This is a genomic window from Mycobacterium sp. 29Ha (genome assembly GCF_032883055.1).
In the GTDB taxonomy this organism is placed as follows: domain Bacteria; phylum Actinomycetota; class Actinomycetes; order Mycobacteriales; family Mycobacteriaceae; genus Mycobacterium; species Mycobacterium gallinarum.
In genome coordinates this window covers 202,725-225,129 of the sequence record NZ_JAMQTI010000003.1, presented here as the reverse complement: position 1 = coordinate 225,129, position 22,405 = coordinate 202,725, and the positions used below count along the sequence as shown (strand labels likewise).

Sequence of the window (22,405 nt, the reverse complement as noted above, 5' to 3'; positions counted from 1 at the left end):
GTCAGGACACGCTGAGAACCCGCCGGTCACCGAGCGGGCCGGCCAGCCGCACCTCGACGCTGCCGGATACCGCGATCATGATGCAGGCACGGCCGGCTGCCTCGGGCAGCGTGCCGGAAAGCAATTCGACGCTGACGGTCTCGGCGGTCTCGGTGACGGTGGCATGGACGCCGTAACACTCCGGTGTTCCGGTCGTGAAGTGCACGTCCACGGCCTGGTCGCCAGCGACGCGGCTGAACGAGTCGGCGGGCATCGGATGGGCGTCCACGGTCGCCGGATTGTCGACGAAGACGACGCCTGCGGGTCCCTGCCGTTCCGGCAGCACCGTCGTCTCCGCAGCCGCCGCGGGTGCGCCCCAGACAGCGATCGCGACAGCGGCGAGGATCGGGAATGAACGCATCACACTTCGGTAATCTCCGCACGGAACAGCGCCGTTACCCGCGTCGTTAGTCGTTACATGAGCGTGCAATACAACAAGAATCCCGCCGCGGTCAGTGCGTTGTCGCCGGAGCAGTATCACGTCACCCAGGAGAACGGCACCGAGCGGCCGTTCACCGGTGAGTACTGGGACAACCACGAGCCCGGCATCTACGTGGACGTGGTGTCTGGCGAGCCGTTGTTCGCCTCGGTCGACAAGTTCGAGAGTGGCACCGGCTGGCCGAGCTTCACCCGGCCGATCGAGGACGCGAACGTGGTCGAGAAAGTTGACCGCACGCTGTTCATGAAGCGCACCGAGGTCAGGTCGGCACAGGGCGACAGCCATCTCGGGCACGTGTTCAACGACGGCCCGCGATCCGAGGGTGGGTTGCGCTACTGCATCAACTCGGCTTCGCTGAGGTTCATCCACCTCAACGATCTGGACGCCGAGGGTTATGGCGACTACAAGAGGCTCTTCGAGAAGAAGGAGGCACAGGCGTGACGACGAGCGAGAAGCCGGAGGCGAATCGCGCATCTGACGGTGTCAAGAAGGCGATCCTGGCCGGCGGCTGCTTCTGGGGTATGGAGGATCTGATCCGCAAGCAGCCCGGTGTCATCGACACACGCGTCGGCTACACCGGCGGCGAGAACGCCAATGCGACGTACCGCAACCACCCCGGTCATGCCGAGGCCATCGAGATCGTCTACGACCCGACGCAGACCGACTACCGTGCGCTGCTCGAGTTCTTCTTCCAGATCCACGATCCGACCACGAAGAACCGTCAGGGCAACGACGTCGGCACGAGCTACCGCTCAGCGATCTTCTACCTCGACGATGAGCAGAAGGCCGTCGCGCTGGACACCATCGCCGACGTCGACGCCTCGGGGCTGTGGCCCGGCAAGGTCGTCACGGAAGTGACTCCGGCAAGCGACTTCTGGGAGGCCGAACCGGAGCACCAGGATTACCTGGAGCGCTACCCGAACGGCTATACCTGCCACTTCCCGCGGGCCGGCTGGAAGCTGCCCAAACGCGCGGTGGGCCCACGGGCGTAGCCCAGGGGAGTCTAGGCCTACTTCCCGTGGGCTCGCAGTTGATAGAGCCCGCGGGTGAGCGCCACGGTCTGGCCGGCTTCATCACGGACGACCGCGTCCAGCATGAAGTCGGCCTTTCCATTTTCGGCGGCTTCGGCTTCGACGCGACGTAATTCGTCCTCGCCCAGGCTCGCTTCGGCGCGTAGGTCACTGCGCGCCGCCGCGGTGAACTCGATGTCGAGTTTCTTCACCAGCGGGTAGTACTTGGCGGCATCGAAGCTCGCGATCGCGATGATACCGCCGAGGATTTCGGCGACGGTGAACTCGACTCCGGCGTACACGACGCCGAAGTGATTGCCGTTGCCCGCCAATGGCACGGTGGCTGCGGCATAACCGCGGCGCGCCTCGACGGCCTTGATCCCCAGCTTGTGCGCGGCGGGGATGGTGGCTTCCATGCCGCCGTTGATCATCTCGACCAGACTCATGGGACGAAACTAGCCCACGCGCGTCAGCGCCGGTGCACGGTGACGAGCCCACCGTCTTTCGGAGTGAACGCGATGCCGCGGAAGTGGATCTTCTCCTCGGGGGCATCGTCGGTCTCAATGACGAAGTGCCGCAGAATGGTTCGCAGCACGACGTCCATTTCGACGTTGGCGAACGCGGCCCCGATGCAGCGGCGGGTGCCGCCGCCGAACGGTATCCACGCCGTCGGGGTCCTAGTGCCCAGGAATCGGTTGGGGTCGAAACGCTCGGGGTTCGGGAAGGCGTCGGGGTTGGCGTGCACGTTGCCGATCGAGACCATCACCGTGTAGCCGTGCGGAACCCGCCATTCGCCGAGATCGAAGTGCGGCGCCACGACGTGGCGACCGGAGAAGTCGATGACGGTCCGGTTCCGTTGCAGCTCAACGATTGTGGCCTGGCGGTACTCGTTGCCGCCCTCGTCGTTCTCCTCGACCAGCTTGGCGAGCACGTCGGGGTGACGGCGCAAGCGCTCGAACGCCCAGCCCAGGGTCGACGCGGTCGTCTCGTGGCCGGCGCCCAGCAGGGTCAGCAGTTCGTCCGAGATGTCCTGGTGCGACATCGGGGTGCCGTCCTCGTACGTGGTGCGCAGGAGCAGCGCCAGGATGTCGGTGCGGTCTTCCAATCGCGGATCGTTCTCGGCCTTTTCGATCAGCGCGAACACCGTGCGGTCGAAGTCCGTGCGGAACTGGGTCAGCCGGCCCCACGGACTGTACCGCCCGGTGCGGAACGGAGGCTCGGGCAGCGTGGCCATCCGCGACGCCAGCTTGGCCCACGGCGGGATTATTGCGCGCAAGTAGTCCAGTTGGGCTCCGTCGGCGCCGAACACGGTGCGCAGGATGACATTCAGCGTGATCCTGTTCATCGGCTCGAGCGTCGCGAACTCGCGCCCCTCGGGCCAGGTCGACGTCTCGCGCAGGGTTTCCTCTTCGATGACCTTCTCGTAGTTCCTGATGCTCTGCCCGTGGAACGGCGGAGCCAGCAGCTTGCGACGCGCCCGGTGCTCTTTGTTGTCGAGTGCGAACACCGAACCGGGCCCGAAGATCCTGCTGAGGTTCGGCTTCACATTGATCAGGTCGTCGGCGCTCGCCAGGAACACCTGGCGGGCCAACGCGGGATCGGAGACCACCACGCTGCGGCCGAAGAACGGGACATTGATGGCGAAGACGGGGCCAAGGCGCTGCAGTGTGGTGCGCAGGAAGTAGCGCCGAAAGCCGGCGAGCAGCACCCCTTGCACCACCTTCGGCAGCCGCACCGCCGGTGGCATCTTGGCCGGCGGGGCCTCGGTGGCTTCAACATTGCTGGTGTCGCTCATGGTTGTATCCGTCATTGCTCTCCTAGCCCAGCGGGGTCTCGCGACGGTGCACGATGATGCGCCCGCCGTCTTTCGGGGTGAAGGCAACACCGCGCGAGTGTGCCTTTTCATCCGGAGCCGAGGTCGTATCGATCTCGAAGTGCCGCAATACCGTTCGCAACACCACATCCATTTCGACGTTGGCGAAGGCGGCGCCGATGCACCGGCGGGTACCGCCGCCGAACGGCATGAACGCAAACGTCGGCCGCGTGCCGATGAAGCGCGTCGGATCGAACATCGCCGGTTCCGCGAAATCCTCTGCGCGGTCGTGCACCTGCGCCAGGGCGACCACGATCGAATACCCGCTGGGGATCACCCACTCGCCGAGCTCGAAGGTCGGCGCATACACGTGCCGACCTGCGAAGTCGATGACCGTACGGGCACGCTGTACCTCCAGGATGGTGGCCTGCCGGTATTCGTTGTCGTCGGTGGCCGCCTCGGCGACCAGCTGTGACAACACCTTGGGATGACGGCTGATGCGTTCGAACGCCCAACCAAGGGTGGAGGCGGTCGTTTCGTGCCCGGCGGCCAGCAGCGTCAACAGCTCGTCACCGATATCGCTGCGCGACATCGCCGAGCCGTCCTCGTAGGTGCTGCGCAACAGAAGTGCGAGCACGTCGTCGCGGCTGCCGAAGTTCGGGTCGGCCCTGACACGGTCGATCAGCTTGTCGATGATCTGGTCGTACTGGCGCCGGTATTCGGCGAGCCTGCCCCAGGGGCTGAACCGCCCGAAGGTTCGGTTCGGCGTCGGCAGCACGACCAATCGTGACGCGAGGGTGACCCACGGCGGAATGATGCGCTTGAGGTCGGCGAGCTGTTCACCGTCGGCGCCGAACACCGCGCGCAGGATCGAGTCGAGTGTGATCCTCAGCATCGGTTCCATCGTCGGAAACGCCTGGCCCTCTGGCCAATTGGCGGTTTCGCGCAGGGTCTCCTCTTCGAAGATCTTCTCGAAGTTCTTGATGCTCTTGCCGTGAAACGGAGGGGTGAGCAGTTTGCGGCGGAGCCGATGGTCGGCACCGTCGAGCGCGAACAACGACCCGTCGCCCAGCACCCTCGACAAGTTGGGCTGGACATTGCCGACGTCGTCGGTGCCGGCCATGAACAACTGCTTCGCCAACTCCGGGTTGGCCACGATGACCGTCGGGCCGAACACCGGCAGGTTCATTCTGAACACGTCGCCGTGGCGGCGGGCGATCTGCCTGTACGTCCAATTCCGGTTGATCGCGTAGCCAATGCCCTGCACCAGCTTCGGCAGCCGTGAACCGGGTGGCAGATTGAGCGCGCGCGGCGCAGCGGCGGCCTTGTCGAGGATCGCGGTCCCATTGCGCGTGGGGCCATTGCTCATGGTGCACTCCCAGCCATCTCGCCAGGACGCTAGAGTCCTGGAACTGCGGCGGACTGGTACTACGGTGTACCGCAGGTTCGTGTAGTACGGTACCGGTTAGTACCAGCAATGTGCAAGAGTCCGGAGGGAGGCGACGTGACGACAGCGCTCGGCCAGCGTGATTCGCAATCCGAAGAGATGGCCGATCCGTTTCGCGACCGCTTACTCGACGGCATGGCGGCGTCGATCGTCGAGCGCGGTTTCCGAGACACCACCGTCGCAGACATCGTCCGGCACGCCCGCACCTCGAAGCGCACCTTCTACGCGCAGTTCGCCAGCAAGGAAGACTGCCTGATCGAGCTGCTGCGCCGGAACAACGAGACCCTGATCACCAACATTCGCAACGCCGTCGACCCGGAGGCGGACTGGCAGGAGCAGATCCGCCAGGCCGTCGACGCGTACGTCGGGCACATCGCGGCGCGGCCGGAGATCACCCTTGCCTGGATCCGCGAGCTTCCCGCGCTGGGCGCGGTGGCTCAGCCGCTGCACCGCATTGCGATGGAACACCTCACCGACATGCTGGTCGATCTCAGCGACAGTCCCGGATTCCATCGCGCGCAGATCGCACCGATCTCCCGGCCGCTGGCGCTGATCGTGCTCGGTGGTCTGCGCGAACTGACCGCCCTGTTCGTCGAGGCGGGCCACGATATACAGGGCATCGTCGAGCCGGCGATCGTCGCATCGACGGCGATCCTCGGCCCTCACTAGCCGAGCATCAGCCGCGCAGACTTCTCCAACCGCTGCGCGATCTCGGCGTAGGACGCGTAACCCATTCCGGCGCGCACCAGCGCACCGGAGTACAACATTTCCAGCGAGTCGACGACGTCGGGATCGACGGCGGGTCCGAGCGCAGCGGTCAGCCGGTCACGGATGTCGCGCCCGATGCGCAGCCGCAGCACCTCGACGTCGGGATCCCGGCCGAGCAGCGCATTGGTTACCGCACAAGCGAATTCGGGTTCGTCGGCGACCAGCAGGGCGATGTGCCGGAGCACCTCGGTGACCCGCGTCGCCGGGTCATCGGTATCGTGGCTCGCCAGCGGCGCGGCGGCGAGACGGCGCCAGAAGACCTCGGCGACCAGGTGCTCTTTGGACGAGAAATACGTATAGGCGGTGGCAGCCCCGACCCCGGCCTCGGAAGCCACGCGGCGCACGGTCAAGCCGGTGAAACCATCCCTGTTGAGGAGCTCGACCGCGGCTCTTCCCAGGCGATCGACGGTGTCGGCCTGCTTGGCGGTCAGACGGCGCCGAGTCGACTCCAGGGTCGTGTCGGACACATGTCCGGACGCTACTACAACTACCCATGACCAGCAACGGTAGGTTAGCCACCATGAGCACTACAGACACTGCCCTCTCCGAGGGCGCTGATAACGCGCTCCCCGCGGGCGGCGACACCGCCCTGCCCGAGGCCGCTGCCCGCCTGTTCGCGCTCGCCGACGAGGTGACCGGCTTCATGCCCGCCGACGAGGGGCGCACGCTGTACGACACCGCCGTCCGCTACCTGGGCGACGGTGTCGGCGTGGAGATCGGCACCTACTGCGGTCGATCGACGGTTTTACTCGGTGCCGCGGCGCAGCAGAGCGGCGGTGTGGTCTTCACCATCGACCACCACCATGGTTCCGAAGAGCACCAGCCGGGCTGGGAATACCACGACGAGTCGATGGTCGACCCTGTCACCGGATTGTTCGACACGCTGCCGACGCTGCGTCACACGCTCGACGCCGCGGGGGTAGACGATCATGTCGTCGCGATGGTCGGCCGGTCGACGACGGTGGCCCGAGGATGGCGAACCCCGTTGCGGCTGTTGTTCATCGACGGCGGTCACACCGAGGAGGCCGCCCAGCGCGACTTCGACGGCTGGGTGCGGTGGGTGCTCGTCGGCGGCGCGCTGATCATTCACGACGTGTTCCCGAACCCCGACGACGGCGGCCAGGCGCCGTATCACGTCTACCGCCGCGCGCTGGACACCGGCGATTTCCGCGAGGTCTCGGCGACCGGGTCGATGCGGGTGCTGGAGCGCGTGTCCGGTGCGCCCGGCGAGGCCCTGTAACGGCTGGCGGACTGGATCAGCCGCGCGGTCCTCGGCTGAGCCCTTCGCACTACCCGTGCTAGCGGTCGCTGGTCGCGCACTCGCAGTCGTACTCGCCCACGAGGCCGCGCGGCAGATCCGCGCCGCGGAAGATGCCGTTGGCCGGTGTCGTGCACGACAGCGCGTCGGCGGCGAGGATCATCGCCGCGCCGGTCCACGTGGTGCGTTCCACCGGCCACCGTTTCCCGTCGGCGTAGACGAGGCCGGTCCAGTAGGAGCCGTCCTCCTCGCGCAGGTGGTGCATCGCCGCGAATTGCTCGTGTGCGCGGGCCGTATCGCCAATCGCGTCCAAAGCCATTACCAGCTCGCATGTTTCGGCCCCGGTGACCCACGGCCGGTCGTCGACGCAGCGGATGCCGAGACCGGCCACCACGAAGTCGTCCCACCGTTCGTCTATGCGTGTCCGCGCGGCGGCACCGCGCATGGCGCCACCCAGCACCGGGTAGTACCACTCCATCGACCAGCGGTCCTTGGTCACAAAGGCGTCCGGATGCTCGGCGATCACGTGGCCGAGACGACCGACCGCGAGCTCCCACTCCGGCTGCGGGTCCCTGAAGTAGTCCGCGAGCGCCAGTGCGCAACGGAGGCTGTGATAGATACTCGAGCATCCGGTGAGCAGCGCTTCGGGTTCTAGCCCGTTCGGGCTTCTGGCCCAGGAGATTTCGCCACCGCTGAGCTGCATGTCGAGGACGAAGTCGACAGCTTTGGCAACCACTGGCCACATCTTCTCGGCGAATCGGCGATCGCCGGTGATCAGCACGTGGTGCCACACTCCGGTCGCGATGTAAGCACAGAAATTGCTGTCGCTGTTGGAGTCCTCGACGACGCCGTTGCGGAATTGGATGGGCCAGGAGCCATCGGGACGCTGCGTCCTACGGCACCATTCGAACGCGCCGCGCGCGGGTTCCAGGAGTCCGGCCGCCGTCAGTGCCATCGCGTTTTCCACGTGATCCCACGGGTCGGTGTGGCCGCCCTCGAACCACGGAATCGCGCCCGAGGACTCCTGGGTGTCTGCGATCGACTGGGCGGTTTGGCGGCACTGCGCAGGCGTCAGGACGCCGGGCACTCCAGGGATGTCACGAGTCAACGTCACACCACCGGCTTCTCGAAGTACATCGCGACGCTCTTGCCGATCAGCGGGTTGAGCACCGATTCCGCGGTGCGCGTGAGCCAGGGCCGGCTCATCATGTCCCACACCAGCAGCTTGTGGTACGCGGTCACCGCGGGATGATCCGACTTCTCGGTTCCGACAGCACATTTCAGCCACCAGTACGGTGCGTGCAGCGCATGCGCATGGTGCGTGCCGGTGAGCCGCAGGCCATGGGCGAGCACCTTGTCGCGCAACACGTCGGCCTTGTAGATCCGGATGTGCCCGCCCTCGTTGGCGTGATACTCGTCGGACAGGATCCAGCACACCTTCTCAGGCAGCCAGCGCGGCACCGTGATCGCCAGCGAGCCACCCGGTTTGAGCACGCGGACCAGCTCCGAGATCGCCCGGTCGTCCTCGGGCACATGCTCGAGGATCTCTGAGGCGATCACACAGTCGAAAGTTCCATCGGCATAAGGCAGATCGAGCGCATCACCTTTGACCGCCTGGGCGGTGGCCGAAGCAGGGGCCTCACCCTTGTCCTTCATGGCCTGCAGAATCTCGTCGACGTCGTTGAGGTCCTCGACGCTCTGGTCGAATCCGATGACGTCAGCGCCGCGGCGGTACGCCTCGAAGGTGTGCCTGCCGGCACCGCAGCCGACGTCGATCACCTTCGTACCCGCGCCGACACCGAGCCGGTCGTAGTCCACGGTCAGCATTTGGCGACTCGCTCACGTGCTTGTTCGTATACCGCAACCGTCTGCGCGGCAACGGATTCCCAACTGAAGACATCCAGCGCGCGCTGGCGGCCATTGGCCCCGAGGCGGCGCAGTTCCAGCGGCGAGTCGAGGAGTTCGGCGAGCACGCTGGTCAACTCGTCGACATCGGCCGGAGTGACCAACCGGGCGCAATCACCGTCGGCGCCGACGACCTCGGGCAGCGCCCCCGCGCGGCTGGCGACGATCGGTGTGCCGCTGGCCATCGCCTCCACCGCCGGTAGCGAGAAGCCCTCGTAAAGCGAAGGGATGCAGGCGATTTCAGCGGACGCCAGCAGGTCGGCGAGCTCAATGTCGGTTACCCCGCTAGAGCTGTGCACGATGTCGGAGATGCCGAGTTCGGCGATCAGCTTCTCAGTCGGTCCGTTGGGCTCGAGCTTGGCGACGAGCTGCAGTTCGAGGTCACGTTCCACGCGCAGCCTCGCGACGGCGTTCAGTAAGTGTGCGACGCCCTTGAGCGGGACGTCGGCGCTGGCGATCGCGATGATGCGGTTGCGCACCCGCCGCTCGGACGGCTTGAACAGTTCGGTGTCCACGCCGAGCGGTACGACATGCAGCTGATCCGGCGACACCCCGAAGTCCTCGGCGATATCGGCGGCCGACGTCGACGAGACGGTCAGCAGCTCGGGGATGCGCCTCGCAACATCCTTCTGCATCTCGGCGAAGCCGTACCAGCGGCGCACCAGAGGCTTGCGCCACCACGGTGCCGCCGACACGTCCAGCACCCGGTCGCGGGTGATCGGGTGGTGCACGGTGGCGACCACCGGCATGCCGAGGTCGGCGATCTTCAGCAGGCCGGTGCCGAGGCACTGATTGTCGTGGACCACGTCGAAGTCGTCGAGCCGCTCGGCCAGTGCTCGGGCGGCGCGCAGGCTGAACGTCTTGGGCTCGGGGAAACCCGCAGTCCAGGTCGTCAGCAGCTCGCGCAGATCGATGCTCGTCTTGATCTCGTTGGGCCACGGAATGCGGAACGGGTCCGGCTCGCGGTAGAGATCCAGGCTCGGCACCTTGGTCAGGCGTACCCGGGGATCGAGGCCACCGGGGTAGGGCTGACCCGAGAAGACCTCGACGTCATGACCCAGCTCGACGAGGCCGCGGGACAGGTGGCGGACATAGACCCCCTGCCCTCCGCAATGGGTCTTGCTCCGGTATGAAAGCAATGCGATGCGCATATTCAGCTCATGCCGATGCGCGGAGGCGGACACGTCCAGGGCCGATGAGCAGGACAAATCGTGTCACTCAAATACTCCGAACCTCTCTGGACATGTGTCCAGACTATAGTTTGACTAGCTATCGGACGCAACGCGTGCGTACTGCTCTGACTACCACATACGCCGCGCTGCGCGCTCTCCGGCCTTTCGATTCCCAAGCCATCTGGGAGGGTATTCCCCCTCGATGACCACACAAATCAAGGCGGAATTCGAGATCGCCGGTTGGGACGAGAAACCGTTCGAGGACAGCGACGAGGAGACCAAGCTCACCGAGGCGTTGGTCAAGAAGCGCTACTCCGGGGACATCGACGGCACCTCGACCACCAAATGGCTGATGTCCTACGCGCCGGACAAGTCTGCAACCTACGTCGGAATCGAGCACATCACCGGAACCATCGGCGGCCGGCGCGGCGGATTGGTTCTCCTGCACGACGGTGAGTTCGCCGACGGTGTCGCGACGGCGGCCCTGCGCGCCGTGTTGGGCACCGGTGAGCTCTCGTCGGCGTCAGGCACCGGAGAGTTCCGCGCCGACCCGGCCGGCTCGCTGGTGCTCGACCTCGACGGCTGAGTGCTACTGCGCTTGCTCCGGCGGGAAGCCGCCGGTCGCCACCGGACCCCACCGCGTTGGCGTGACGCGGATCAAGCACTTGCCCTGGTCGACCATCGCCTTTCGGTATTCATCCCAGTCGGGATGTTCTCCGGCGACGGCGCGGAAGTAGTCGACCAGCGGCTCGACGGCATCGGGCAGTTCGATGACCTCGGCGTCGCCGTCGACTTGCACGTAGGCGCCGTTGAATTCGTCGGACAACACGGTGACGCTGGCCCTCGGGGTGCGCTTCAGGTTGGCCGACTTGGCCCGTTGCGGGTAGGTCGCGATGACGATGCGACCGTGATCGTCGACGCCGCCGGTCACCGGCGAACTCTGCAACGATCCGTCCGATCGAAATGTGGTGAGCACCATGCGATGTCGTGGCCGGACGAAATCGAGCAGCTGCGGCAGATCGACGGCGTCGGCGGTTGCGTACGTTCTAGCCATAGCAAAAGCCTAGCGACGGGATAGCGATGGAAGCCTTCGAGAAGCTGGTCTCAAAGCTCGACTATCCGATGTACGTGGTCACCACCCGCGCGGGCGACCAGCGAGCCGGCTGTCTGGTGGGATTCACCAGCCAGGTCAGTATCGGGCCACCGCGCTTTCTGGTCGGACTGTCGGACAAGAACCACACGTACCGGGTTGCGCAGGATGCGACGCATCTGGCCGTCCATCTTCTGCCGCGCACACATCGCGAATTGGCCCGGCTGTTCGGCAGTGAGACCGGCGATCGCACGGACAAGTTCGCGCGGACATCGTGGCACGAGGGTCCGCATGGCCTGCCGATCCTCGATGACGCGGCGGGCTGGTTCGTGGGCGAGGTGCTCGGACGTCACGCTCTGGGCGATCACGTCGGGCATCTGCTCGAGCCGGTCGCCGGCGATGCCCCCGACGAGTTCGAGCAGCTGGTGACCTTCGCCGATGTGCGTGATCTGGAGCCGGGACACGAGGCCTGAACGCCTGAGGACAACTTTCGTCACGTGTCAGAACCCGACGCTATGATTCGAACATGCGTTCGGATAGAGAAGCGCTCATCGAAGCGCTCGATGCAATAGAAGCGGGATGCAAGGCGGTCGGGGTGTTCCCCGTGGAGACGCTGTCGCGGACCGACGGCCAGGCCTTACTCGCGCGGCTCGACAAACTGGACCAGAAGTTGGTCGCACTGCAGCGGAGCCTGCGCGGCCGGCTCCTCATGACTCGGATGTCGGCCTAGGGCCGTGGGCGCGGCGCAGGCCGCTGTCGAGCGCCTTCGAGCGGCGCGCGACGAGGTGACGGAGTTGTCGCTCGACGCGTTGACCGTGCCCGAGCTGCTCCACCTGCTTGGCGAGCTCGAGGTGGATCGGCGTCGTCAGCCGACAGTCGAGCATCGCCTGATACAGGCGCTGCGCAGCCGGTGCGAGCCGGCCGCCATCGGCGCCAAAAACTGGACCGGCGCACTGGCCACCGCGTTGCGTATCACCGAGAAGGAGGCGCGACGGCGGATCAAGAATGCCGAACTGCTCGGACCCCGGCAGGCCATGACCGGAGAACCGCTGCCGCCAAGGCTGCCCAATGTCGCCATGGCCCAGCAGCGCGGTGCCATCGGCCCCGAACACGTCAAGATCGTCAAAGAGTTCTTCGAGAAGCTGCCCCCCTATGTTCCGGCCGATCTGCGAGACGAGGTGGAGTCCCATCTGGCCGGTATCGCAGGCGGACTCGGCCCGACGGAGTTTCGCCAGGCCGCCGATCGGCTGGCGCACCTGGCGAATCAGGACGGCGACCCGCCCAACGAAGCCGAGCGCGCCCGCCGACGCGGTTTCACGATCCACAAACAGGACATCGACGGCATGAGCAAGATCAGCGGGTCACTCGATCCGGAGGCGCGGGCCACCATCGATGCGGTGTTCGCCAAACTGGCGGCGCCCGGCATGTGCAACGCGGACGATGAACAGCCTTGCGTCGACGGCGAACCACGTGAGGAGCGGGTTCACGGCGATGTGCGGTCGCAAGCCCAACGCAATCACGACGCGTTGAAGGCGATGGGCCGTGCGGTTCTGGCATCCGGCGAGCTCGGCAAGCACAACGGTTTGCCGACGAGCATCATCGTTTCCACCACGCTGCAAGATCTCGAATCCGCTGCGGGACAGGGTGTCACCGGTGGCGGATCGATGATGCCGATGCGCGATGTCATCCGGCTCGCCAGCCACGCTCATCACTATCTGGTGATCTACGACAAGCACACCCGTGAGCCGTTGTACCTCGGACACACCAAGCGTTTTGCTTCACCGGGCCAGCGGATCGTGCTGCACGCGCTCGATCGCGGTTGCACGCGGCCTGGCTGCACCACACCGGGCTACTGGTGCCAGGCGCACCACGTCGAAGGTTGGGCAGCCGAGAACGGACGCACCGACATCACCAAGATGACGATGGCGTGCGGGCCCGACAATCGCCTCATCGAGAAAGGCGGCTGGGTGACGCGGAAGCGCAAAGACGGTCGCACCCAATGGATTCCGCCGCCGCACCTCGATACCGGTCAAGCCAGAGTGAACAACTACCACCACCCGGAGAAGTACCTGCTGCCCGAGGAGGACGAGGGCCCCTAGAGCTGGCAGCCGTGAAAGTCGGCTCCGTCGCTAGTTCGCCTTGCGCTTCAGCGTCCAGGCGGGGATCCAATGTGTCACCGCCTTACGGCGCGCGCCATAGGCGATCTCGTAGGTGACCAGGCCCCACCAGAAGCCCTGCTCGCAGATGGCCCAGCACGACAGCCTGCCCTCAACGATCGAGTGCATCTGCAATCCGGCCGGGTTGTAGCCGCCCGTCCGATGCGGCTCGCGCGGGAACACCGTGGCGAGATCGACGAGCACCGCCACCGGCGGGTCGACCCGCCGGAAGGCCTGCTGCACGGGTTGCCCGTTGTAGCCGATCGACTGGAGCTCGCCCACCGTTCGATCATACGTTCGAACGCGGTAGCACGAACGCGAACGGACGCGGGAAGCCCAGGCCCGTCAGGCGCGACTCCCGCACCGCGACGACGTCGACCGTGCGCAACTCCCCAGACGACGGTTCGTAACAAGTCAGCCTCTCGCCGGCCACCGCGACGATCAGCACCCAGTGCCTCGGAATCCCGCGTCCGACGAGCATCGCCACCGGCCGATCACGGCCGGCCGCCGCCAGGACATCCACGAGCTTGTCGCGACGGCCCCGAAACAACCGCCACCGGTAACAGACCCCTGCCGTAGCTCCCATGGTTGTGAGCGCGCGCGCCATTCCCCATGGCGTCGTGCCAAGCCGTCGCGGCCAGATCCGATTCACGTCGGCGTGCACGCGAAGCTGCTCGGCCGCGAACAGCGCGGCCCCGGATTCCGGTTCGGCCAACGCCGCATGACGGGCGGGATCGAGCAGCGCACCGGCCATCACCGCGACCGACGGGCCGCACGTCACCCCGTCGCGTTGGCGCAGCCGCAGACCGGCGAGCTTCATCGGCTTCCAGTGTGCTGACACAGCACCGGTTGGTCCAATCGCGCTCGGCGATCGTGGGCAACTCGCGGTTTCTGCAGCGCAATTCCTGCCATTCGGCAACCAATTGCTGCCACCGGAATTAAATCCCTGACCACCAGGTTTACAAGATCAGCTGCAGCTCGAACCGCGACATTCGCCACGGCTCGGAATACGAAAAGCAAGAAGGAAGAGGGCTCGGAAGATGAAGAAGTTTGGATTCGCCACAGTCGCTGCGAGTGCACTCACTGCCGCATTTCTCGGACTGGCCGCGCCGGCTCTGGCGGCGCCGACGGGACCCGGGAACGCGCAGGACACCATCAGCAAGCTGGAGGCGCAGGGCTACCAGGTCGTCGTCAACCGCCTCGGTAACGCGCCGCTCGAACAAGCCAGCGTTGTCGCGGTGCGGCCAGGGCAGACGTACAGCCGCACCGACCACAGTGGTCCCGGTGACGATCTGAGCACCAAGTTGCTCAGCAAGACGGTCTACGTCGACGTGAAGTAGACGGCATCTAGGCCCTCACCCCGACAAGCCCCCGCCGTGTCTCCCCCCGGACATCCCGGGGGCTTGTCCCTGTTCAGTGAACAAGTGTTTCGAATGAGCTACGGGTGGCTAATCGAAGGCCTGTGACATTCGACCTCACCCCGACCGCGGCGCAGCACGACCTCGCTCGCCGCACCCACGAATTTGCCGAAGAGGTCGTGCGCCCGGTTGCAGCGGAGTACGACCAGCGCCAGGAGTTTCCGTGGCCCGTCCTGGAAGAGGCGGCGGCCCGCGGCTTCTACAGTCCGCTGTTCTATCGGGATCTCATCGGTGATCCCACCGGGCTTTCCCTGCCGATGTTCATGGAAGAGCTGTTCTGGGGCTGCGCCGGGATCGGCCTGGCCGTCGTGATGCCCGCGCTCGCGCTATCGGCCATCGGCCAGGCGGCGTCGCCGGAACAAATGTTGGAGTGGGCGCCCGAATGCTTCGGAACGCCCGGCGATCTGAAGCTCGCCGCGCTGGCGATCTCCGAACCCGAAGGCGGCAGCGACGTCCGCAACCTGCGCACCACGGCCCACCGCGACGGTTCGGGACCGAACGCCGACTGGATCATCAACGGCCACAAGATGTGGATCGGCAACGGCGGCATCGCCAACGTCCACGTCGTCAACGCCGTCGTCGACCAAGAGCTCGGCCACAAGGGGCAGGCGTTGTTCATCGTGCCCGGCGGCACGCCCGGTCTGGAGATGGTTCGCAAGCTCGACAAGCTGGGGTGCCGCGCCTCGCACACCGCCGAGCTCAATTTCACCGACGTCCGCGTCCCGGCCGCCAACCTGCTCGGCGGAGCCGACAAACTCGAATACAAGCTCGCCAAGGCCCGGGAAGTCGTGGCCGGCGGCAAGAAGTCCGGCTCCGCCACTCTCGGCACGTTCGAGCAGACGCGGCCGATGGTCGCCGCGCAGGCTCTCGGAATCGCCAGGGCAGCAATGGAATACGCCACCGAGTACGCCAACCGCCGGGAGGCGTTCGGGGCGCCGATCATCGACCACCAGGGCATCGCGTTCCCGCTCGCCGACCTCGCGACCGCGATCGACGCCGCTCGGCTGCTCACCTGGCGGGCCTCCTGGATGGCCGGCAGCGGAGTCCCGTTCGAACGCGGCGAGGGGTCCATGGCGAAGCTCGCCGCCAGCGAGGTGGCCGTCAAGACCACCGAACGCGCAATCCAGACCATGGGTGGCTGGGGTTACATCAAAGATCATCCCGTCGAGAAGTGGTATCGGGATGCCAAGCTGTACACCATCTTCGAAGGCACCAGCGAGATTCAGCGCATCGTCATCGCCAATGCGCTCGGCGCCGCTGACGGCAAGCCCCCGCTGCACTTCGACCTCGAACCCACCGGCGGACCGCTCAACCGCGTGTTGGGTCGAGGCACACCGGTGCGGACCCGGGTGGCCAGCGCCGCACTCGAAGCGAAGGATCAGATTCCGGCACCGGTCATGCGTCTGGCGATGAAAGTCCTGCGTCCGCCGCGTAGGTAGAGGTTTGGGCCGTCCCCGATCGGGCAGTTGACACGTAGCCCATCAAACTCCAGGAGGATGCGATGCGAGCAGTGACGTGGCAGGGGCGACGGAAGGTGTCCGTCGACAATGTGCCCGACCCGACGATCAAGGAACCCAACGACGCGATCATTCGCGTGACGAGCACCAACATCTGCGGGTCCGATCTGCACCTCTACGAAGTCCTCGGTGCATTCATGACCCCGGGCGACATCCTTGGACACGAGGCGATGGGTGTGGTCGAAGAGGTGGGCCGCGAAGTCGACACCCTCAGCGTGGGCGACCGCGTCGTGATTCCGTTCAACATCAGCTGTGGCAGCTGCTTCATGTGTGACCACGGTCTGCAGAGCCAGTGTGAGACGACGCAGAACCGGGACCAGGGCACCGGCGCGGCGCTGTTCGGCTTCTCGAAGCTCTACGGCGAGGTCGCCGGCGGCCAGGCCGAGTACCTGCGGGTACCGCAGGCGCAGTACACCCACATCAAAGTGCCCGACGACGGGCCCGACGAACGCTACGTCTATCTCTCCGACGTGCTGCCCACCGCGTGGCAGGGCGTCGAGTACGCAGACGTGCCCGATGGCGGCACGCTCGTGGTGCTGGGACTCGGGCCCATCGGATCGATGGCCTGCCGCATCGCGTCATATCGCAAGAGCGCCACCGTGATCGGTGTCGATCTGGTCACCGAACGGCTGGACCGCGCCCGGCCGTACTGCTCCGAGGTCGTCGACCTGCGCAGCGCCGACGCCAAAGAGGTGGTGCAGAGCTACACCTCGGGCCGGGGGGCGGACGCGGTGATCGACGCCGTCGGCATGGAGGCGCACGGTTCGCCGGTCGCGACGGTCGCGCAGAATGCCAGCAACCTGCTGCCGTCACCGGTCGGCCGCGCCGTGATGAAGCACGCCGGCGTTGACCGCCTCGCCGCGTTCAACATGGCGATCGATCTGGTGCGGCGCGGCGGCACGATCTCACTGTCCGGCGTATACGGGGGCGCGGCGGACCCCATCAACCTGATGACGCTGTTCGACAAGCAGATTCGGCTGCGGATGGGTCAGGCCAACGTCAAGAGGTGGATCCCGGACATCATGCCGCTGCTCACAGATGAAGACCCGCTGGGCGTCGAGCAGTTCGCCACTCACCGGCTGCCGCTGTCGGCGGCGCCCGACGCGTACGAGACGTTCCAGAAGAAGGAAGACGGCATGGTGAAGGTGGTCCTCTCGCCATGACAAACGAATACCCGATACCCCTGGTTTCAGGTCGGGTGGTTCTGGCAACATTACCGACGGGTAAGTTTTGGATCGGCACTCGGAGGGTGGGATGACAACGCAGTTTCTTGCTCAGGGCACCGAGGGCGGCGGGGCCGCCATCAGCGAGATCATCATCCTGACGGCGGTCGGTGCCGTTGTGGCCGCCGTGTTGGTGTGGATCGGCTGGATGCACCGTCAGCACAAGATCGAGTGGTTGGCGTCGCTGGCCGACTGGTCGGGTCGACGGTTCAAGCGTCCGTCCTGGGTGGCGCTGCCGATCGCGCTGTTCATCTCGTCGATCATCTGCGCACTGTTCGGCTTCATCTGGGACGTGAGCCTGCACATCGGCAACGGCCGTGACAACGGTGCGTTGGCCAACCCCGCGCACTACTTCATTCTGATCGGTTTGTTCGGCATTTTCGTGGCCGGCGCCACGGCGGTGGTGCTGCCCAGGGGCGCGGAGGAGCGCCCCGGCCCCGCAGCGGTCCGCATCACCGACAATTGGTACGCCCCGGTCGGCGGCATCGTGATGGCGGGTTGCGGGTTCTACGCATTGCTGGGATTCCCGCTGGACGACATGTGGCACCGGATTTTCGGCCAGGACGTCACGCTGTGGGGTCCCACCCACCTGATGATGATCGGCGGCGCCGGCTTCTCGACCATCGCGGCGTCGTATCTCGAGACCGAGGGCAAGCGCTCGGTCGGAGCCGACGCGCCGCGTGACGGCATCGGGCTGAAGTTCGTGCAGTACCTGGCGTTCGCCGGTGTGCTCGTCGGTGCGTCGGTCTATCAGATCGAGTTCGACTTCGGCGTGCCGCAGTTCCGTCAGGTCTTCCAGCCGATGCTCATTGCTGCCGCGGCCGGGTTAGCACTCGTCGGCGCCAGGATCTTCCTGGGGCGCGGCGCGGCTCTCATCGCCGCCGTGGTCGCCATCGGGCTGCGCGGCATCGTCGCCTTCCTCGTTGCGCCCGTGCTCGACGCGCCGGTCAACTGGTTCGCGCTCTACCTCGGCCCCGCCCTGGTGGTCGAGATCCTCGCACTGACACCGCTGATGAAGCGGCCGATCCTGTTCGGTGCGGTGAGCGGCCTGGGTATCGGCACCATAGGCCTGTGGCTGGAGTCGCTGTGGATCAATGCGGTGTACGACTACCCATGGCCGACCAGCATCTGGCCAGAGGGCCTCGCCATGGCAGTACCGGTGGCCATCATGACCGGTGCGTGCGGAGCCATGCTCGGCATGGTGCTCACCGGACAGCGGTTGCCACGCCGTGCCGTCGGCGTCGGGATCGTCGCTTTGACGGTGCTCGTCATCGGCGGGGCAGCGGCCAACGGCTTGCGTTATGACGTGCCGCCGGAGGCGACCGTCACGGCGACACTCACGGAGGCGCCACCGGTCAACGGCCAGCGCCACGTGACCGCTGACGTGCGGTTCAACCCGCCGAACGTGATCAGCGACAACCCGAACTGGGTGTCGGTCCTGGGTTGGCAGGGCAGGCTGGAGAACCAACGCGGCCAGTTCATCGACCATCTCGAGAAGGTCGGTCCCGGTCACTACGTCTCTACTGAGGCGATGCCGGTGTCGGGCGACTGGAAGACCCTGCTGCGTGTGCACGACGGCAGAACACTTGCGGCCGTTCCTATCTACCTCGCGGGTGATCCCGGCATCGGGGCGGAAGAGGTGCCTGCTGACCCGCAATTCCAGCGCCCGATCGTCGCCGAGATCACCATCCTGCAGCGCGAGCGCAGCCCCGACATCCCTCAATCCCTTTGGCTTGTCGGTTGTTTAGTGGTGCTGTTCTGCACGCTGGCGATGATCGCGGGTATCGCCTGGGGCGCGGGCCGGATCAACAACAACGAACCCTCGGGCAGCGAGGCGGAGCTGGAGCCCTCGGCGCAGGCATGACCATCGAACCCGATGTCGTGATCCTGGCTGATCACTCGTTCTGGCTGGCTGTGCCCGCGTTCGCACCGGCCGTCGTGGTCGCCGGTGTCGTGGTGTACATCGCAGTGCGTAACCGGCGAAAGGGTGACGAGGGGGCGGGCTCACCGAATATCGAAGGGAAACCGTGAAACTGCGTTTTGCGACGACTCTTGCGGTGGCCGCCGCTCTCCTCGTAGCCGGCTGCGGCGGCAGCGAAAGTCCAAGCGACAGTGGTGCTGCCGCGTCGGCTTCGACGGTCAACCCGTCGGACATGCAGGATCAACAGGCGCCGCCCGACCGCCTCGTCGTGGACGTCAAGATCCAGGGCGGCAACGTGACCCCCACGAACGCCCAGTTGGAGGCCTCGGTCAACGAACCGATTGTCTTCAGGGTCGACAGCGACGCCGCCGATGAACTGCACGTGCACTCGAATCCCGAGCACTCGTACAAGATCGAGGCCAAGCCCGGTCAGTCGTTCCAGTTCACCGTCGCCGTACCCGGAAAGGTCGACGTCGAGCTGCACGAGCTGAAGAAGACCGTCGCCACCATCACCGTGCAGTGAACGCGGACGGGTCGGTATCCGTAGTCGCCCATGGGCTGGGCGGGTCGGCCGACCTTCCGATCCCCTTCACGTACGCGCTGATCGGCGCGGCGTGGGCACTGACGTTCACCTTCGCCGTCGTCGCATTGGCATGGCGCAAGCCACGATTCGGTTCCGAGAAACCCGGCCGCGAACTGCCGCCGTGGGTGACTGCGGCGGTGGACGCGCCGGCCACCCGTTGGGTGGTCGGCATCGCAGGCCTGGCCCTCGCGGTGTGGGTGGGGCTCGTCGCGTTCTTCGGTCCGCAGAACGCCGAGAGTCCGCTGCCCGGCGTGTTCTACGTGTTGATGTGGGTCGGGCTGGTGGCGCTGTCGGTGCTGTTCGGCCCGGTGTGGCGGGCGCTGTCGCCGGTACGCACGGTGCATCGGTTGCTCGGCGGAAAGTCGCTGCGTGACTATCCGGCGGCGCTGGGCTACTGGCCCGCCGCATTCGGCCTCTTCGCGTTCGTCTGGCTCGAACTGGCCAGTCCAGATCCGGGATCGCTTGCAGCGATCCGTATTTGGTTGCTGATCTATCTCATCGTCACGCTCGCCGGGGCTTTCGTATGTGGCGCGCGGTGGTGCGCACGCGCAGACCCGTTCGAGGTGTACGGCATCGTGGTGTCGCGGTTGTCCGCGTTGCGGCGCAACCGCAATGGCCGCATCGCGATCGGCAACCCTTTCGATCACTTGCCGTCGCTGCCGATACGGCCGGGCATTGTCGCGGTGCTGTCGGTGCTGCTGGGCTCGACGGCATTCGACAGCTTCTCCGCACGGCCCCAGTGGCGCACGTTCATCGACGAGACGGCGGGTTCCGTGACGGCCGCCACGCTGATCAACACCGCGGCCCTGTTCGTCTTCGCCGGCGTGGTCGCGGCGACGTTCTGGCTGGCGGCCAGGGCGACCGGTGGGGTCGATCGCGAGCAGCGCCGGCTGCTACCTGGGCAGATGGCGCATTCGCTCATCCCGATAGTCGTCGGGTACGTGTTCGCGCACTACCTGACCTATCTCGTCGAGCGGGGGCAGCAGACCGTCTACCTGCTGCTGGGAGTGGACGCCGACGTGAATTACATTCTGTCGCTTCATCCTTCGCTGCTGGCGACGGTGAAGGTCGGCTTCGTCGTCGTCGGCCACGTGGCAGGTGTCATCGCCGCCCATGACCGGGCGCTGCACCTGCTGCCCAAGACGCACCAGTTGACCGGTCAGCTCGCGATGATGCTGGTGATGGTGGGCTACACCTTCACCGGGCTGTACCTGTTGTTCGGCGGGTAAGTTCTGGCTATGCGGGCGCTGATCATCACCGACGTTCAGAACGACTTCTGCGAAGGCGGTTCGCTGGAGGTGACGCGCGGCGCCGAAGTCGCCAGCGGCATCAGCGAGCTGCTGGCCGGTGATCACGGCTACGCACATGTGGTGGCGACCAAGGACTTTCACATCGATCCCGGTGAACACTTCTCCGACAATCCGGACTACGCGCACTCGTGGCCGCGGCACTGCGTGGTGTCGACCTCTGGCGCGGACTTCCATCCCCACCTGGAGACCGGCGAGGTCGAGGCTGTGTTCCGCAAGGGTCAGTTCGCCGCCGCCTACAGCGGCTTCGAGGGCGCCGACGACGACGGCACCCTGCTGGCCGACTGGCTACGGCAGCGCGGTGTCGAGGAGGTCGACATCGTCGGTATCGCGACGGATTACTGCGTGCGAGCGACTGCCGCGGATGCCGTGGAGGCGGGCTTCGCCACCCGAGTGCTGCTGGACCTGACGGCCGGCGTCGCGCCCGAGTCGACAGCCAAGGCGATCGAGGACATGCGCGCCGCCGGGGTCGAGATCAGCTAGTCGGATCGACCGGGCGTCCCGTCCATTCGGGCGCCCGGTTTTCCAGGTGGGCTCGCACACCTTCCCTGGCGTCGTCGTGGCCCATCACCGCGAGGTGGATCTCGGTTTCGCGGCGACCGACGGCGGCACGGTCGAGGTCGAAGGAATCCCACAGCAGACGCTTGCTGGCTGCCACCGACATCGGCGCGGTATTCGTCGCGATGTCATGCGCCACCTCCAGGGCGGCAGGGAGCACGTCATCTGCATCGAGCACCCGGCTGCCCAGCCCGAGTTCGACTGCCCGGTGACCGTCGAATGTCGTACCGGTCAAGAGGATTTCGGCGGCGTTGGCGATCCCGACGAGCCGCGGCAGAACCCAGTGTGAGTAGGCGTCGCCGACGACCCCGCGCCGCACCTGCACGATGCCGTACCGCGCATCGGCGGCGAAGAACCGCAGGTCGCACTGCAACGCCAACGTCAGACCCAATCCGATCGCGTGGCCGTTCACCGCCGCGATCACCGGCTTGGACAGCGTGAAGGCGGGCACGTCGATACCGGCCGCGCTGAACCCCGACCCCGGGCTGGCGAAGGTGTCCTCACCCGCAGCCAAATCGGCACCCGCGCAGAACGCCGGGGGTGCGCCCGTCAGCACGACGGCGCGGACTCCGTCGTCGCGGTCACAGGTCCGGTAGGCGTCGGCGAGCTCCTCCCGCATTCCGTCACCGACGGCATTGCGCCGCTCGGGGCGGCTGAGCGTGATAGTTGCCACACCACTGTCAACGGCCAGCAGCAATGTGCGGTATTCGTGTGACGGAGTCATTGGTTGCAATGCTTTCGCATTGGGCATCCCCTAACGTCGCCTTCGTTCGTATCCGTA

At 66.1% G+C, this 22,405-nt stretch carries 28 protein-coding genes; 16 read left to right on the top strand and 12 right to left on the bottom strand.

Going from position 1 to position 22,405, the window contains the following annotated elements:
- Position 1: 1 nt before the first annotated feature.
- Positions 2-400: a hypothetical protein gene (locus tag M1248_RS05725; protein WP_317147794.1), complete on the bottom strand. Its 399-nt coding sequence runs from the start codon at positions 398-400 to the stop codon at positions 2-4.
- Positions 401-457: 57 nt separating this feature from the next.
- On the opposite strand from M1248_RS05725, the gene msrB reads away from it, so the two are divergent.
- Together msrB and msrA are read left to right on the top strand one after the other, a co-directional pair.
- Positions 458-919, top strand: coding sequence for a peptide-methionine (R)-S-oxide reductase MsrB (gene msrB, locus M1248_RS05720; protein ID WP_163732891.1), 462 nt, complete (start codon positions 458-460; stop codon positions 917-919).
- 80 nt (positions 920-999) lie between these two features.
- On the top strand, positions 1,000-1,470 hold the full coding sequence (gene msrA / locus M1248_RS05715; protein ID WP_232076662.1) for a peptide-methionine (S)-S-oxide reductase MsrA: 471 nt from the start codon (positions 1,000-1,002) through the stop codon (positions 1,468-1,470).
- A gap of 17 nt (positions 1,471-1,487) precedes the next feature.
- Here msrA and M1248_RS05710 read toward each other — a convergent pair whose 3' ends face one another.
- Genes M1248_RS05710 through M1248_RS05700 form a run of 3 tightly spaced genes read right to left on the bottom strand, consistent with a single transcriptional unit; the run spans position 1,488 to position 4,670 of the window.
- Positions 1,488-1,934, bottom strand: coding sequence for a YiiD C-terminal domain-containing protein (locus M1248_RS05710; RefSeq protein ID WP_163732885.1), 447 nt, complete (start codon positions 1,932-1,934; stop codon positions 1,488-1,490).
- 23 nt (positions 1,935-1,957) lie between these two features.
- Entirely contained in the window at positions 1,958-3,283 is a 1,326-nt protein-coding gene (locus M1248_RS05705) for a cytochrome P450 (protein WP_163732883.1), read from the bottom strand.
- A 22-nt stretch (positions 3,284-3,305) separates the two neighbouring features.
- Positions 3,306-4,670: a cytochrome P450 gene (locus M1248_RS05700; RefSeq protein WP_317147793.1), complete on the bottom strand. Its 1,365-nt coding sequence runs from the start codon at positions 4,668-4,670 to the stop codon at positions 3,306-3,308.
- Positions 4,671-4,805: 135 nt separating this feature from the next.
- Between M1248_RS05700 and M1248_RS05695 the strand changes: the two genes are divergently transcribed.
- Entirely contained in the window at positions 4,806-5,417 is a 612-nt protein-coding gene (locus M1248_RS05695) for a TetR/AcrR family transcriptional regulator (protein WP_410506620.1), read from the top strand.
- On the opposite strand, the gene M1248_RS05690 is transcribed toward M1248_RS05695, so the two are convergent.
- Entirely contained in the window at positions 5,414-5,983 is a 570-nt protein-coding gene (locus M1248_RS05690) for a TetR/AcrR family transcriptional regulator (RefSeq protein WP_163732874.1), read from the bottom strand. The two genes, M1248_RS05695 and M1248_RS05690, sit on opposite strands and share 4 nt — an antisense overlap.
- Positions 5,984-6,036: 53 nt before the next feature.
- Here M1248_RS05690 and M1248_RS05685 point away from each other — a divergent pair, with 53 nt between their 5' ends.
- Positions 6,037-6,756 (top strand): class I SAM-dependent methyltransferase, encoded by a 720-nt coding sequence (locus M1248_RS05685; protein ID WP_317147792.1) that lies wholly within the window; start codon positions 6,037-6,039, stop codon positions 6,754-6,756.
- 58 nt (positions 6,757-6,814) lie between these two features.
- Here M1248_RS05685 and M1248_RS05680 read toward each other — a convergent pair whose 3' ends face one another.
- The 3 genes from M1248_RS05680 to M1248_RS05670 are packed head-to-tail and all read right to left on the bottom strand — an operon-like array spanning position 6,815 to position 9,830.
- The gene (locus M1248_RS05680) at positions 6,815-7,888 is read right to left on the bottom strand and encodes a prenyltransferase (protein WP_317147791.1); all 1,074 of its coding nucleotides are present in this window, start codon (positions 7,886-7,888) and stop codon (positions 6,815-6,817) included.
- A complete protein-coding gene (locus M1248_RS05675) occupies positions 7,885-8,601 on the bottom strand; it encodes a class I SAM-dependent methyltransferase (protein ID WP_163732868.1) in 717 nt (238 codons plus the stop codon). The genes M1248_RS05680 and M1248_RS05675 overlap by 4 nt, the downstream gene beginning before the upstream one ends.
- Positions 8,595-9,830, bottom strand: a complete 1,236-nt coding sequence (locus tag M1248_RS05670; protein WP_317147790.1) for a glycosyltransferase family 4 protein — start codon at positions 9,828-9,830, stop codon at positions 8,595-8,597. The genes M1248_RS05675 and M1248_RS05670 overlap by 7 nt, the downstream gene beginning before the upstream one ends.
- Before the next feature lie 223 nt (positions 9,831-10,053).
- Here M1248_RS05670 and M1248_RS05665 point away from each other — a divergent pair, with 223 nt between their 5' ends.
- A complete protein-coding gene (locus M1248_RS05665; RefSeq protein WP_163732862.1) occupies positions 10,054-10,437 on the top strand; it encodes a DUF3224 domain-containing protein in 384 nt (127 codons plus the stop codon).
- 3 nt (positions 10,438-10,440) lie between these two features.
- On the opposite strand, the gene M1248_RS05660 is transcribed toward M1248_RS05665, so the two are convergent.
- The gene (locus M1248_RS05660) at positions 10,441-10,905 is read right to left on the bottom strand and encodes a PPOX class F420-dependent oxidoreductase (RefSeq protein ID WP_163732859.1); all 465 of its coding nucleotides are present in this window, start codon (positions 10,903-10,905) and stop codon (positions 10,441-10,443) included.
- A gap of 26 nt (positions 10,906-10,931) precedes the next feature.
- Here M1248_RS05660 and M1248_RS05655 point away from each other — a divergent pair, with 26 nt between their 5' ends.
- From M1248_RS05655 to M1248_RS05645, 3 genes are read left to right on the top strand one after another with little or no spacing between them, the layout of a single operon-like run.
- Positions 10,932-11,414 carry a flavin reductase family protein gene (locus M1248_RS05655; protein WP_163732856.1) on the top strand — a complete coding sequence of 161 codons (483 nt, stop codon included), beginning with the start codon at positions 10,932-10,934 and terminating at the stop codon, positions 11,412-11,414.
- 53 nt (positions 11,415-11,467) lie between these two features.
- A complete protein-coding gene (locus M1248_RS05650) occupies positions 11,468-11,671 on the top strand; it encodes a hypothetical protein (RefSeq protein ID WP_163732853.1) in 204 nt (67 codons plus the stop codon).
- Positions 11,672-11,675: 4 nt separating this feature from the next.
- Positions 11,676-13,040 carry an HNH endonuclease signature motif containing protein gene (locus M1248_RS05645; protein WP_317147789.1) on the top strand — a complete coding sequence of 455 codons (1,365 nt, stop codon included), beginning with the start codon at positions 11,676-11,678 and terminating at the stop codon, positions 13,038-13,040.
- 30 nt (positions 13,041-13,070) lie between these two features.
- On the opposite strand, the gene M1248_RS05640 is transcribed toward M1248_RS05645, so the two are convergent.
- Complete coding sequence (locus M1248_RS05640) at positions 13,071-13,379, bottom strand: hypothetical protein (RefSeq protein WP_083127788.1); 309 nt, start codon at positions 13,377-13,379, stop codon at positions 13,071-13,073.
- A 7-nt stretch (positions 13,380-13,386) separates the two neighbouring features.
- On the bottom strand, positions 13,387-13,917 hold the full coding sequence (locus M1248_RS05635; RefSeq protein WP_317147788.1) for a hypothetical protein: 531 nt from the start codon (positions 13,915-13,917) through the stop codon (positions 13,387-13,389).
- 220 nt (positions 13,918-14,137) lie between these two features.
- Between M1248_RS05635 and M1248_RS05630 the strand changes: the two genes are divergently transcribed.
- From M1248_RS05630 to M1248_RS05595, 8 genes are all read left to right on the top strand, one after another.
- A complete protein-coding gene (locus M1248_RS05630; RefSeq protein ID WP_083127683.1) occupies positions 14,138-14,437 on the top strand; it encodes a hypothetical protein in 300 nt (99 codons plus the stop codon).
- Between the two features lie 122 nt (positions 14,438-14,559).
- Entirely contained in the window at positions 14,560-15,954 is a 1,395-nt protein-coding gene (locus M1248_RS05625; protein WP_317147860.1) for an acyl-CoA dehydrogenase family protein, read from the top strand.
- A 62-nt stretch (positions 15,955-16,016) separates the two neighbouring features.
- Positions 16,017-17,195: a zinc-dependent alcohol dehydrogenase gene (locus M1248_RS05620; protein WP_163732837.1), complete on the top strand. Its 1,179-nt coding sequence runs from the start codon at positions 16,017-16,019 to the stop codon at positions 17,193-17,195.
- A gap of 91 nt (positions 17,196-17,286) precedes the next feature.
- A complete protein-coding gene (locus tag M1248_RS05615; protein WP_163732833.1) occupies positions 17,287-19,119 on the top strand; it encodes a hypothetical protein in 1,833 nt (610 codons plus the stop codon).
- Positions 19,116-19,286, top strand: a complete 171-nt coding sequence (locus tag M1248_RS05610; RefSeq protein WP_174262131.1) for a hypothetical protein — start codon at positions 19,116-19,118, stop codon at positions 19,284-19,286. The genes M1248_RS05615 and M1248_RS05610 overlap by 4 nt, the downstream gene beginning before the upstream one ends.
- A complete protein-coding gene (locus M1248_RS05605) occupies positions 19,283-19,699 on the top strand; it encodes a hypothetical protein (RefSeq protein ID WP_163732830.1) in 417 nt (138 codons plus the stop codon). The genes M1248_RS05610 and M1248_RS05605 overlap by 4 nt, the downstream gene beginning before the upstream one ends.
- The gene (locus M1248_RS05600) at positions 19,696-20,988 is read left to right on the top strand and encodes a hypothetical protein (protein WP_317147787.1); all 1,293 of its coding nucleotides are present in this window, start codon (positions 19,696-19,698) and stop codon (positions 20,986-20,988) included. Before M1248_RS05605 ends, M1248_RS05600 begins: the two co-directional genes overlap by 4 nt.
- Positions 20,989-20,997: 9 nt before the next feature.
- Complete coding sequence (locus tag M1248_RS05595) at positions 20,998-21,549, top strand: nicotinamidase (RefSeq protein ID WP_163732826.1); 552 nt, start codon at positions 20,998-21,000, stop codon at positions 21,547-21,549.
- Here the strand turns inward: M1248_RS05595 and M1248_RS05590 are convergent.
- Positions 21,542-22,375, bottom strand: a complete 834-nt coding sequence (locus tag M1248_RS05590; RefSeq protein WP_163732823.1) for an enoyl-CoA hydratase/isomerase family protein — start codon at positions 22,373-22,375, stop codon at positions 21,542-21,544. The genes M1248_RS05595 and M1248_RS05590 overlap by 8 nt on opposite strands.
- Between the last annotated feature and the right edge of the window lie 30 nt (positions 22,376-22,405).